Source organism: Thermohalobaculum sediminis (assembly GCF_023487995.1).
GTDB lineage: Bacteria > Pseudomonadota > Alphaproteobacteria > Rhodobacterales > Rhodobacteraceae > Thermohalobaculum > Thermohalobaculum sediminis.
This window is the reverse complement of record NZ_JAMFKN010000002.1, coordinates 92,334-103,831: the sequence shown is the minus strand read 5'-3', so window position 1 is coordinate 103,831 and position 11,498 is coordinate 92,334. Positions and strand designations below refer to the sequence as shown.

The following is an 11,498-nucleotide window of genomic DNA, read 5'->3' as shown; positions in this document are numbered from 1 at the left end:
TGGCTCACTCGGTCAGCATCTCCTGATACATCTCGGATGCAATGGTCTCCCACTCGGCATACCACTCGAGGCTGATCGGAAGCTGCATCGCCGCGTTGTCGGGATGCGACGGCAGGGCGCGCGCGACCGTCTCGTCGATGGTCCCGAGCCCGTAGGCCGCCTTGTTGGTCGGTCCGTAGGTGATGTATTTGGGCAGGTTCGCCTGATATTCCGGCTTCGATATCTCGGCCAGGAACTGCATCGCGACGTCCTTGTTGGGCGCGCCCTTGGGGATCGCGAAGCAGTCGTAGTCGAGCAGGGCCTGGTTGAAGCTGTAGGCCACCTTGGCGCCGTCCTTCTTCGCGTTGTCGAACCGGCCGTTCCAGCCGGTGATCATGTCGACCTCGCCATCCTTCATCAGCTGGGCGTGCTGAGCGCCCGAGGTCCAGAACACCTCGATATGGGGCTTCAGCTCGCGGATCTTGTTGATCGCCCGCTCGATGCCTTCCTTCGAGGACAGCGTCTCGTAGACCTTGTCGATCGGCACCCCGTCGGCCATCAGCGCGGGCTCGAGCGCGCCCGCGACCGAGCCGCGATAGGAGCGCGAGCCGGGGAACTTCTCGACATCCCAGAAGTCGGCCCAGCTTTGCGGCCCGTTCTCGCCGAAGGTGTCGGTGTTCCAGGCATAGACGGTCGAGAACACGTCGCCGCCGACGCAGAACTTCGAGTAGGCCGTCGGGTAGAAGCTGCTCACGTCGATCACGCCGTAATCGAGTTCTTCCAGAAGCCCCTCGGCGCCGGCGCGCGCCGCGCTGCCCGAGCCGCTTGCGACGATGTCGAAGGTCACCGCGCCGGTCTGCACCTGCAGCCGCACGTCGGCCATGCCGCCATAGGTCTCCTGCTTCACGGTCACGCCGGTCGCGGCCGAGGCGGGCTCGAAGAGCGCCTTGCTTTGGGCCTCCTGGTACGAGCCGCCCCAGGACGCGATGGTCACGCTCTGGGCGGCGGCGACGAGCGGCGTGGCGGCGAGTGCGGCCGCGGCCACGCCCGCAAGAAGGTGATGCTTCATCGTGTTCCTCCTCCGTTGTTGCGATCCGGCTGCCCGTGCCCGGTGGGCATGTCGCGCCGGGTCGTTTGCGGGCGGGCCGCAGACCGGGCCGCCCCCTCGCTTGCGCCCCCCGTCCCCCGCGTCACGAGGCGGCAGATACCCGCCCGGCCGAGTTGGCCGCCCGGGCACAGTCGATGCGGTCCCGCCAGCGGTACCAGGCGACCGCCGCCGGCAGGAACCATGGCTGCCCGTCGTAGAGCGGCCGTGTCGGGAAGGGCAGATCGTCGAAGGCCGTCCGGCCGTCCGGATGGTCCAGAACCCGCCGGCCCGTCCGCATCCCCAGGTAGCTGGCCATCGAGACGCCCGAGCCGCAGTAACCCATGGCGTAGTGGATGCCCTCGTGCACGCCGGTGTGGGCCAGTTCGTCGAAGCTGTAGGCGACCGTCCCGCCCCAGGAGTGCGAGATCCGCACGCCCTTAAGTTCCGGAAATATCCGCGACATCTCGGCATGCAGGCGCGGCCCGCTCACCGCCGGGTCGGTCTCGCCGGCCGAGACGCGGCCGCCGAACACGACCCGCCTGCGGTCGGGCGAGAGGCGGTAGTAATAGACGACCCGCCGCGTGTCGCAGGCGGTCCGGCCGGAGGGGAAAAGGCGGTCGGCCAGATCGTCCGGCAGCGGCTCGGTCGCGATCACGTAGCTCCCGATCGGGATCACCCGGCGCCTGAGCCACGGCGTGAGCCGCGAGGTGTAGCCGTTCGTGGCGACCACGACCTGTTCGGCGCGGATCGGGCCGCGCGCCGTCTCGACGGTGAAGGCGGCGCCCGCGCGCGAGATGGCGACGGCGGGGCAGTTGCCGATGACGGTCGCGCCGCTGGCCTCGGCCGCCGCAAGCAGGCCACGATGGAACTTCGCGGGATGCAGCGCCGCGTGGCGGGGATAGACGACCCCGCCATGGTAGAAATCGGTGCCGAGTTCCGTGCGCTGGTCCGGGCGGCGGACGACGCGCGCCTCGATGCCCTCCTCGGCCGCGGTGCGCTCGGCGGTTCGGGCGAGCCGGTCGAAGGCGTCGGGCGTGTGGGCGGCGAAGAAGCGGCCGCGGCGCTCGAAGTCGCAGTCGATCCCCTCGCGGGCCACGAAGGCCTCGATCCAGTCGAGCGCGGTCACGCCCTCCATGCGGATCGCGCGCGCGCGCTCGGCCCCGACGCGGCGCGTGAGGTCGGCGAGCGAGGGCTTCACGCTGGTGCTGATCTGCCCGCCGTTGCGGGTGCTGCATCCCTGGCCGGGATCGCCGGCCTCGAGCACCACGGTGGAAAGCCCGCCGCGCGCCGTCTCGATGGCGGCGCTGAGGCCCGTGTATCCCGATCCGACGATGACCACGTCCGCCCGCTGCGGCAGGACAGGCGTCGCGCCCGTCAGTGGCGGCACGTCGTCGAGCCACGAGGGGTGTTCGCCATAACCCTCGGCGAACGGCCAGCTCCGGCTGGCTCCGGTGGCCGGGTCACTGCGCATCGGTATGGTCCGCCGCCGTCCGCACCCTCGACGCCCCCCCATCACGGGTTCCTGAAAACCTAGCGTCTCCCATTCAGAAAGATAAAATCAATTGAATTAAAGTTATAAAATTATTATCAATATTTATATAAAGACGCTGGATGGTTGCATGCATCTGAAGCTGAGACATCTCGAGGTGTTCAACGCGCTGATGGAGGCGGGCTCGGTCTCGCAGGCCGCGGCGCGGCTCAACGTGACGCAGCCGGCCGTGAGCGTCGCGCTGTCGAACCTCGAGAGCGAGCTCGGTTTTCGGCTGTTCCACCGCACGCGCGGCTTCTTCGCGCCGACCGACGAGGCGGTGCAGCTCCATGCCGAGGCCGAGCAGGGGCTGCTTGCGCTCTCGCGCATCGCGCGCCGGGCCGAGGAACTGCGCGACCGCACCCTGGGCAGCATCGTCGTCGCCAGCAACGGGGCGGCGGCGATCAACGTCCTGCCCTGGCTCATCTCGGACTTCCAGCGCGACCACCCCGGCATCCGCGTCGATCTGAGGGTCTGGAGCTCACGCAAGACCGCGGCCTGGGTCAGCGACCGGCAGGTCGATATCGGGCTGATCGACGCGCCCGTGCCGGTGGCCGGACTCGTGGCCGAGGTGTTCCGGCTGCCCTGCGTCTGCGTGATGCGCGCCGAGGACCCCCTGGCGGCCGAGCCGCTCATCCGCCCGGCCATGCTGGCGGGCCGGCCGGTCGTCGCGATCACGGGCGACCACCTGATCGACCTGCGGCTCGACGCGCTCTTCGCCGAGGCCAATGTCCGCGTGCAGCGACGCGTGTCGTGTTCCTATTTCGCTATCGCCCGCAACCTGGTGAGCGCGGGAGCGGGGGTCGCGATCATCGACTGTATCAACGGGAGCCGGGATCTGGCCGACGGCGTCGTCTGGCGTCCGTTCGAGCCGCGGATCGACTTCGAGCTGGCGATGATCGTGCCGCAGGGGGTCGAGCTCTCGCCCATCGTCGGCGATTTCCTCGCGCGTCTGCGCGCGACGCTGGGCGGTGCGGCGGGCCTGCCGATCCCGGCTCGGTAGGCCGGTGATCGCTCATCCGCGCGCCCGCGGCACCTGCCCGTCGGACGGCGAGGACGTCTCGCCCCCGCCGAGGGCGGCATAGCCGGCGGCGACCTCCAGCAGCTCGGTGGTGATGCCTTCCTGGCGCCGCGCGCGGTAGCCGGCCTGCATCTCGGCGATGTGCTCGGCGATGTTGCGTTCGGCGCCCTGCATCACCGCAAGGCGGGCCGCGTGCTCGGCGGCCAGCGATTCCGCCAGCGCGCGATGCAGCCGGACGTGAAGGTGCTGGCGGATCAGATGGGCCAGCACCCGCTCGCGCGCGTCGAACAGCATCGGCAGGCCGCGCCCCGGCCAGGGCCGGGCCGCGAGGTCCCGCAGCCATGCGGGCGAGACGGGCAGCAGCCGGCTCGACACCGGCCGAGCCGCGCCGTCGCCGCTGGGCGCGTTGTGGAGCAGCAGCACCTCGACCACCCCCTTCTCACGCCGCCACGCGTCGATCCCGACGAGCAGCGCGTCCGCCGTCTCGGCGAGACCCCTGACCGAGCCGGGCGTCGCGTGCACGGTCCCGGGCGCGGCCTTCCCCCCGGCCAGCCGGTCGGCCAGACGCAAGCCGACGGCGGCGACCGGGACGCCACCGCTGCCGGCGGCCTCGCGTGCCAATCCCGCCACCGCATCGTCGAAGCGGCCGCAAAGCCCATGATCGGCCCCGATCGCGATGAGGGCGCGAAGTCCGCCGCGCGCGGCCTCCTCGGGCGGCGGCTCGGGCCCGAACTTCGTCTCGCGCAGCGCCGCGACAAGGCCCAGCTCGACGACCTCGCTGTAGCCCCGCACGGCCTCGGCCGCCTGTTCGAAGCGGCGCACTCCGATGGCGGAGAGGGTCTTCATCGTCCTCACCACCTCGCGCAGCCCCTCGGCCGCGGCGATGCGGCGGCCCAGCCGCTCAATCGTCTCCATCGGCCCTCTCCCTCGGTCCGTCCTGGCTCTGGAGCGGCAGGACCGCCTCGTGCGCGGCCGCGAGCAGCGCGGCGCGGTCCTCGTCGCGCAGGGCCTCGCCGTCGAGGATGCGCTGCCGCGCCTCGGACGCCTTCTGCGCGATGAGCTCGCGGATGGCCCGGTCGGCGCCCGCGATCGCGTGCTCGGGCACGTCATCGAGGAGCCCCTCGGTTGCGGCCATCAGCACGGCGATCTGCGCAGCCGCATCCGGCCGGTCGTCCTCGCGCTGGCGAAGCGCCGCGCGGACCCGCATGCCCCGGGCGAGCCGGCGGCGGGTGGCCATGTCCAGCCGGGCACCGAAGCGGGCGAAGCTCTCGAGTTCGTCGAACTGCGCGAGCATCAGCCGCAGGTCGCCCGCCACGGCGCGGAACGCCGGCGGCTGCGCCTTGCCGCCGACGCGCGAGACCGAGCGGCCGATGTCGATCGCAGGGAGATGGCCCTTCTGGAACAGGTCGGGCGAGAGATACACCTGACCGTCGGTGATCGAGATCAGGTTGGTCGGGATGTAGGCCGAGATGTTCTGCGCCTGCGTCTCGACGATCGGCAGCGCCGTCATCGAGCCGCCGCCGAGTTCCTGGCGCAGGCGGGTCGCCCGCTCCAGCAGGCGCGCATGCAGGTAGAACACGTCGCCGGGATAGGCCTCGCGCCCCGGCGGACGGCGCAGCAGCAGCGACAGCTCGCGCCAGGCCCGGGCGTGGCGGGTGAGATCGTCGAACACCACCAGCACGTCGTCGCCGCGCCGCATGAACCACTCGGCCACCGTCGCCGCGGCGAAGGGCGCAAGGGCCTGAAGGCCGGGCGCCGTCTCGCCGCCGGCCGCGATCACGACGGCGCGCGCCATCGCGCCCTCGCGGCGCAGGGCGGCGATCACGGCCGCGGTCGAGGCGGCGCGCTGGCCGACGGCGCAGTAGACCGCGACGGCGCGCCGCTCGTGCGGCCCGCGGGTGCAATGGCTGAGCATGGCGCTGAGCGCGATCGCCGTCTTGCCGGTCTGGCGGTCGCCGATGATCAGCTCGCGCTGGCCTAGGCCGACCGGCACGGCGGCGTCGATCGCCTTGATGCCGGTGTGCAGGGGCTCGGCAACCGGCGCGCGGTCGAGAATCGGGGGCGCGGGGCGCTCGTGCCGCCAGCGGGTCGCGGTGCGCGGCGGGGGGCGGTCGTCGAGCGGCCGGCCCAGCGGGTCGAGGATACGACCCAGCATCGCCGCCCCCACGGGCAGGTCGGCGGCGCGGCCGGTGCGACGCGCTTCCACCCCCACCTGCAGCTCGGCCGCGGGTCCCAGCAGCGCTATGCCGGCGCGGCGGGCGTCGATGTCCATGGCAAGGCCCAGCAGGCCGCCTGGAAAGCGGACCAGCTCGTCGGCGAAGAGCCGGTTCAGGCCGTCCACCTCGGCGACGCCCGCGCCGACATGGACCACCCGGCCGACCTCCTCGACCACCGGCCCGCGTGACGGGGCCTCGAGTGCGCGGCCGAAGGCGGAGAAGAGCGCGTCGGGGATCGTGTCGAGCGGGTTCATCGCGTCAAGTCGCCTCCCCGTCGGACCGCACCTCGGGCGCGAGGTCGGCGATTGCCTCGTCGAGGGCCGCCGCGAACCGGTCGAGCCATGCGTCGAGGCTCAGCTGCACCGAGCGCCCGCGCGCCTTGAGCCGGACGCCGCAGACCAGATCGGGGTTGCGGGCGAGGGTGAGCGCCACTTCGTCGCCGAGAAGCCTGCGCGCCGCGGCGGTCAGCAGCCGCGCCGGCTCCTCGCCAAGCGTGAAGGCGGCTTCCAGAACCGCGGCGCCCTCGTGGCGGGCGGCCTCGCGCAGCGCCGCGGCATCCTCGTCGGCGAGCTCGTCGAGCCGGCGCGCGAAGGCATGGGCGATCGCCTCATCGAGCGGCAGCGAGGCGAGTTCATCGAGCGCGCGGCGGGCGGTCTCGGCGAGGGCGCCGGCCGCCCGCTCGCGCATCTCGCGCACGAAGGCCTCGCTTGCCGCCTCAAGGCGGTCCGCCCAGGCCCGGCGCTCGGCCTCCGCCTCCTCGCGCGCCTCGACCGCGAGGCGCTGGCGCAGCTCGCCCGCCTCGTGCGCGGCGGCGTCCAGGAACTCGCGTCGGCGCGCCTCCAGCTCGGCGCGCTCCTCGCGCAGGCGCTCCGCCTCGCGGGCCGCCTCGGCCGCCTTCGCCTCGGCCGTCTCGAACCCCTCGCGCACTCGGCGCTCCCGCGCCTCCATGGCGCGCGAGAGCGGGCGGTAGACCAGCCGCTGCAGGATCCACAGCAGAACGAGGAAGTTCACGATCTGGGCCGCGACGGTGATCCAGTCGATCTGCACCGGTTCAGCCTCCCGACGCGGCCTGTTGCGCGGCGTTCCAGAACGGGTTCGCGAACAGCAGGATCATCGCGACCACGAAGCAGTAGATCGCCGTCGATTCGATCATCGCGAGGCTCACGAACAACGTGCGCGTGATGGTGTTGGCCTCGTCCGGCTGCTGCGCCAGCGAGGCCAGCGCCTGCGCCGCCGCGCGCGCCTCGCCCAGCGCGGGCCCGATCGAGCCGAGCGCAATCGTGAGCCCCGCCGTGACAATCGAGGCGATGGCAATCCAGGTGGGATCCATCATCCGTCTCCTTCGCTGTCGGATTTCCTTTCGGGCGCGCCCCCCGCCGCTCGCGTCGCCGAAGCGATGTAGACCATGGCGAGGACCGCGAAGATGTAGGCCTGGACGAGCCCGGTCAGCAGGCCCAGCAGTTCGAGCGCGACGGGGAACAGGAAGGGCGCGATCCCCAGCAGGATCGCCCCCAGCACCGCCCCGCTCATCATGTTGCCGTAGAGGCGGACTGCCAGCGCGACGGTGCGCGACAGCTCGCCGATGATGTTGAACGGCAGCATCAGGGGCGTCGGCCTAAGGTAGTCGGCCAGGTAGCCGCCGATGCCCTTCCGCGCGATTCCGAAGGCCGGCACCGCCACCAGCACGCAGAGCGCGAGCGCCGCAGCCGTCGACAGCGAGCCCGTGGGCGCGCGAAAGCCCGGCACGACGGCGAGAACGTTGCAGGTGGCGATGAACAGGAACAGTGTCGCCACGAAGGGCAGGAAGCGGCGCGGGCGCGCGGCGCCCATGCCGCCGATCTGTCCCTCGACGGTCTCGACCAGCGCCTCCCACCAGCTTTGCAGGCGGCTCGGCTCGGGTCCGGTCGAGAGCCCGAGCCGCAGCGCCGCGGCCGCGAGCGTCAGCAGCCCCATCACCGCCCAGGTGAAGACCAGCGTCGCATTCAGCGCGACCGTGCCAAGCTGCAGCATGGTCCAGCTGTCGGGGCTCAGTTCCATTCCCGGCCCTCCCCGGCGCGCCGCGATGCCAACAGCCGGACTGTCGTCCAGCCGGCCGCCGCCGCCCCAAGCTGCTCCGCCGCCGCGCCCGCCGCCGCCGCCCCGCCGATCACCGCCGCGATTGCCCCAAGGCGCAGCGCCGTGCCGGCGACGAGGCCGGCAGCGTTGCGCCCGGCCACGGCCCGGCGCGCGGCGCGCCAGAGCGCCGCGCAATGCAGCGCTCCCGCAAAACCGCCGATGACGGTCGCGACAATCAGGCCCTCAATCATTCCGGCTCTCCCGCTTCACCCACCACCAGGCATTCGCCGCGCCCAGCACGACGCCCGCGAGCAAGAGCGCGAGCGTCCACGAGAACCCCGGCACCGGCGCCACGCGGTCGAGCCATGCGCCCAGCCCGACCCCTGCCAAGGTCGGTATGGCGACGGCCCACCCCACCAGTCCGAACATGCCGAGCCCGAACCAGACGCTGCGGCGCTCGCGACTGCCGGCGGCCTCCTTGCGCCGGGCCTTGCGCCGGACCTCTTCGGCCGGCGACCCGGATGGGTGGGAGGCGCTCATCCCGCCCGCTCCATTTCCATCAGGCGGCGCATTACCCCGACCTCGAGCCGGGCGAGCGCCCCGCGTGCGGCGCGCTCGGCCTCGTCGGGCGCGAGGAAGACCTCGCGCACCATGCGCCGGACCTCGGCGAGATCGTCGGCGACCGCCACCCGCCATGCGGCAACGGTCACGATGGCGCCGCACTTGACGAGCGCCGCCTCGTCGTGCCCCGCCCAGTGTCGTCCCCCCTCCGCGTCGTCCCAGCCGAGCACGCCGGGCGGCAGCGGCACCACCGCGTCGGCATGGCGCGGCAGCATCACGAAGGCGCCGTGGCTCCCGTCTGCGACGACCTTCGTCACCTCGGCGTCGATGTGCCGGCGGCCCGGCGTCAGCAGCTTCAGCCTCACGATGCCGCCTCCCCGAACCCGCCGATCATGTAGAAGGCAGCCTCGGGCCGGTCGTCGCCCTCGCCGTCGAGCAGGCGCGCGCACCCTTCCACGGTGTCGTCGAGTGACACGAAGCGCCCCTCGCGACCGGTGAATTGGCTGGTGGTGAAGAAGGGCTGGGTCAGGAAGCGCTCGAGCCTGCGGGCGCGCTCGACCGTGCGGCGGTCGGCCTCGGACAGCTCGGCCATGCCCAGCATGGCGATGATCTCCTTGAGGTCGTCATACTCGGCGAGCGTGCGGCGGACCTCGCGCGCGACCTCGTAGTGGCGGCCATGCACGCCGCCCGGGGTGAGCAGCTTGGACGCCGAGCGCAGCGGGTCGATCGCCGGGTAGAGTCCCTCCGACGCCCGCTTGCGCGACAGCACGACCGAGGCCGAGAGATGCCCGAACACATGCGTCGCAGCCGGGTCGGTCAGGTCGTCGGCGGGGACGTAGACTGCCTGCACCGACGTGATCGCCCCGGCTTCGGTGTTGCAGATCCGCTCCTCCAGCGCCGCGATCTCGGTCGCGAGGGTCGGCTGATAGCCCACGCGGGACGGGATGCGGCCAAGCAGGCCCGAGACCTCCTGTCCTGCCTGCACGAAGCGGAAGATGTTGTCGATCAGCAGCAGCACGTCGCGCCCGAGATCGTCGCGGAAGTGCTCGGCGATGGTCATCGCCGCGTGGCCGACGCGGAACCGCAGGCCGGGCGACTCGTTCATCTGACCGAAGATCAGCACGGCGCCGTCGCGCACGCCGCTCTCGCCCATCTCGCGGTAGAGCTCCTCGGCCTCGCGCGAGCGCTCGCCGATGCCGCAGAACAGCGAGACGCCGGCATGCGCCGAGACCATGTTGCGGATCATCTCGCCGATCAGCACGGTCTTGCCGACACCCGCGCCGCCGAAGAGCCCCGCCTTGCCGCCGCGCTCGAGCGGCGACAGCAGGTCGATCGCCTTGATTCCCGTCTCGAGCGCCTCGCCGCCGGGGCGGCGCGCGGCGAGCGGCGCCGGCGGCTGGTGGATCGAGCGCCGGCGCATCGCCGGCAGGGGGGCGCCGCCGTCGATCGGCTGGCCGAAGGCGTCGAGCATCCGCCCTAGCAGCGCCTCGCCGACCGGAACCTCGATCGGCCCGCCCGTGTCGACGGCGGCCATGCCCAGCGCGAGCGGCTCGACCGGGTTCAGCACCAGGCCGCGCACGGTGGTTGGGTCGAGCTGGGCGGCGACCTCGATGGTGACGCGGCGTCGGGCGCCCGACAGCAGCCGGTGGTTGATCCCCGGTGCGGCATCGGCAAAGCGCACATCGGCCACCGCGCCGCGCAACGCGACGATCTCGCCCTCGGGCTGTGGGCCCGACCGGGACACTCTCGGGGGCATCGCTCCTCCAACCTGTGACCTTGCACGCGCGAGGATTGCAGACGGCCGGCGCCCTCGCCTTGTCCCTGATCAAGTCGCAGGTCCTCGCGTCGTGCCGGTTGCCGCAGTGAATTGCGTTGACAGCGGCGATCCGGGATTGTACCGATCGGTACAAACAACGGAGAGCCCGATGACCGAGACCCGCCCGCCCCTGCCTCCCTTCACGCGCGACACCGCGACCATCAAGATCAGGGCGGCCGAGGACGCCTGGAACGGGCGCAACCCCGCGAAGGTCGCGCTCGCCTACACGCCCGACAGCCGCTGGCGGAACAGGGCGGAATTCGTGACGGGTCGCGACGAGATCGCCGCCTTCCTCACGCGGAAATGGGCGCGCGAGCTCGAATATCGCCTGATCAAGGAGCTGTGGGCCTTCACCGACACGCGCATCGCGGTGCGCTTTGCCTATGAATGGCACGATGATTCCGGCCAGTGGTACCGCTCGCACGGCAACGAGAACTGGGAGTTCGCGCAGACCGGGCTGATGGCGCAGCGCCACGCCAGCATCAACGACCAGCCGATCTCGGTATCGGAGCGGAAATTCTTCTGGGATTGGTCGGGCGTGCGTCCGTCCGATCACCCGGGGCTCTCCGATCTCGGGCTTTAGGCGGAATGGCGCCGCGGGCAGCATCGCGCGAGGAAGCCGTTGCGCGGCTGGTCGAGCTGTTCCGCACCCATGGCTATGACGGTGTGAGCCTATCGCGCGTGACGGCAGCTACCGGGCTGGGAAAGGGGAGCCTTTTCAACTATTTCCCCGGCGGCAAGGAGGAGATGGCGAACGCCGCGCTTGACCACATCGACGGCTGGTTCGAGACGCGGATCTTCGCGCCCCTGCGCGCCGTACCCACGGCCTCGGCGGGGCTCATTGCCATGCTGGACGGGGTCGAGGCCTATTTCCACTCCGGGCGGCGGGCCTGCCTGATGGCGGTCTTCGCCCTCGAAAGCCATCCAAACCCGTTCAGCGCGAGGATCGGGAGCTATTTCCGGGCCTGGCTCGAGGCCATTGCCAGCGCGGTCGAGCGTGACCCGCAGGCCTCGGGCCGCGCGCAAGACTTTGCCGAGAACATGCTCTCCGCGATCCAGGGGGGGCTGCTTCTGGCGATCGCTCTGAACGAGCCCGCCCGCTTCACCAACACCATCGAGCGCCTGCGCCGGGACTGCTGCGCGCACCTCGCCCCGTGTCCGGCAATGGCATCGCCCTCATGACTGCCGCGCGCGAAAGCATGCCGCATGTCGCAAGGGGCGTGCCGGCGGGAGCG

At 71.7% G+C, this 11,498-nt stretch carries 14 protein-coding genes; 3 read left to right on the top strand and 11 right to left on the bottom strand.

Annotated features, from left to right (window positions below; genetic code table 11):
- Positions 1 to 4 precede the first annotated feature (4 nt).
- Both M1105_RS04430 and M1105_RS04425 read right to left on the bottom strand, forming a co-directional pair.
- Positions 5 to 1,048, bottom strand: coding sequence for an ABC transporter substrate-binding protein (locus M1105_RS04430; protein WP_249579140.1), 1,044 nt, complete (start codon positions 1,046 to 1,048; stop codon positions 5 to 7).
- Positions 1,049 to 1,169: 121 nt separating this feature from the next.
- A complete protein-coding gene (locus M1105_RS04425) occupies positions 1,170 to 2,537 on the bottom strand; it encodes an NAD(P)/FAD-dependent oxidoreductase (protein ID WP_249579139.1) in 1,368 nt (455 codons plus the stop codon).
- Between the two features lie 148 nt (positions 2,538 to 2,685).
- Here M1105_RS04425 and M1105_RS04420 point away from each other — a divergent pair, with 148 nt between their 5' ends.
- Positions 2,686 to 3,597, top strand: a complete 912-nt coding sequence (locus M1105_RS04420) for a LysR family transcriptional regulator (RefSeq protein WP_249579138.1) — start codon at positions 2,686 to 2,688, stop codon at positions 3,595 to 3,597.
- Between the two features lie 12 nt (positions 3,598 to 3,609).
- Here M1105_RS04420 and M1105_RS04415 read toward each other — a convergent pair whose 3' ends face one another.
- The 9 genes from M1105_RS04415 to atpD are packed head-to-tail and all read right to left on the bottom strand — an operon-like array spanning position 3,610 to position 10,203.
- Positions 3,610 to 4,530: a F0F1 ATP synthase subunit gamma gene (locus M1105_RS04415; protein ID WP_249579137.1), complete on the bottom strand. Its 921-nt coding sequence runs from the start codon at positions 4,528 to 4,530 to the stop codon at positions 3,610 to 3,612.
- The gene (locus tag M1105_RS04410) at positions 4,517 to 6,085 is read right to left on the bottom strand and encodes a F0F1 ATP synthase subunit alpha (protein ID WP_249579136.1); all 1,569 of its coding nucleotides are present in this window, start codon (positions 6,083 to 6,085) and stop codon (positions 4,517 to 4,519) included. Before M1105_RS04410 ends, M1105_RS04415 begins: the two co-directional genes overlap by 14 nt.
- Positions 6,086 to 6,089: 4 nt before the next feature.
- Entirely contained in the window at positions 6,090 to 6,878 is a 789-nt protein-coding gene (locus M1105_RS04405) for a F0F1 ATP synthase subunit B family protein (RefSeq protein WP_249579135.1), read from the bottom strand.
- A gap of 4 nt (positions 6,879 to 6,882) precedes the next feature.
- Positions 6,883 to 7,161, bottom strand: a complete 279-nt coding sequence (locus tag M1105_RS04400) for a F0F1 ATP synthase subunit C (RefSeq protein WP_249579134.1) — start codon at positions 7,159 to 7,161, stop codon at positions 6,883 to 6,885.
- The gene (locus M1105_RS04395) at positions 7,161 to 7,868 is read right to left on the bottom strand and encodes a F0F1 ATP synthase subunit A (RefSeq protein WP_249579133.1); all 708 of its coding nucleotides are present in this window, start codon (positions 7,866 to 7,868) and stop codon (positions 7,161 to 7,163) included. The genes M1105_RS04400 and M1105_RS04395 overlap by 1 nt, the downstream gene beginning before the upstream one ends.
- The gene (locus tag M1105_RS04390; RefSeq protein WP_249579132.1) at positions 7,859 to 8,137 is read right to left on the bottom strand and encodes a hypothetical protein; all 279 of its coding nucleotides are present in this window, start codon (positions 8,135 to 8,137) and stop codon (positions 7,859 to 7,861) included. The genes M1105_RS04395 and M1105_RS04390 overlap by 10 nt, the downstream gene beginning before the upstream one ends.
- Complete coding sequence (locus M1105_RS04385) at positions 8,130 to 8,426, bottom strand: AtpZ/AtpI family protein (RefSeq protein WP_249579131.1); 297 nt, start codon at positions 8,424 to 8,426, stop codon at positions 8,130 to 8,132. The genes M1105_RS04390 and M1105_RS04385 overlap by 8 nt, the downstream gene beginning before the upstream one ends.
- Entirely contained in the window at positions 8,423 to 8,812 is a 390-nt protein-coding gene (locus tag M1105_RS04380; protein ID WP_249579130.1) for a hypothetical protein, read from the bottom strand. Before M1105_RS04380 ends, M1105_RS04385 begins: the two co-directional genes overlap by 4 nt.
- Entirely contained in the window at positions 8,809 to 10,203 is a 1,395-nt protein-coding gene (gene atpD, locus M1105_RS04375; protein ID WP_249579129.1) for a F0F1 ATP synthase subunit beta, read from the bottom strand. Before atpD ends, M1105_RS04380 begins: the two co-directional genes overlap by 4 nt.
- 169 nt (positions 10,204 to 10,372) lie before the next feature.
- On the opposite strand from atpD, the gene M1105_RS04370 reads away from it, so the two are divergent.
- Entirely contained in the window at positions 10,373 to 10,846 is a 474-nt protein-coding gene (locus M1105_RS04370) for a nuclear transport factor 2 family protein (protein ID WP_249579128.1), read from the top strand.
- Between the two features lie 5 nt (positions 10,847 to 10,851).
- Positions 10,852 to 11,445: a TetR/AcrR family transcriptional regulator gene (locus M1105_RS04365; protein WP_249579127.1), complete on the top strand. Its 594-nt coding sequence runs from the start codon at positions 10,852 to 10,854 to the stop codon at positions 11,443 to 11,445.
- Positions 11,446 to 11,498 lie beyond the last annotated feature (53 nt).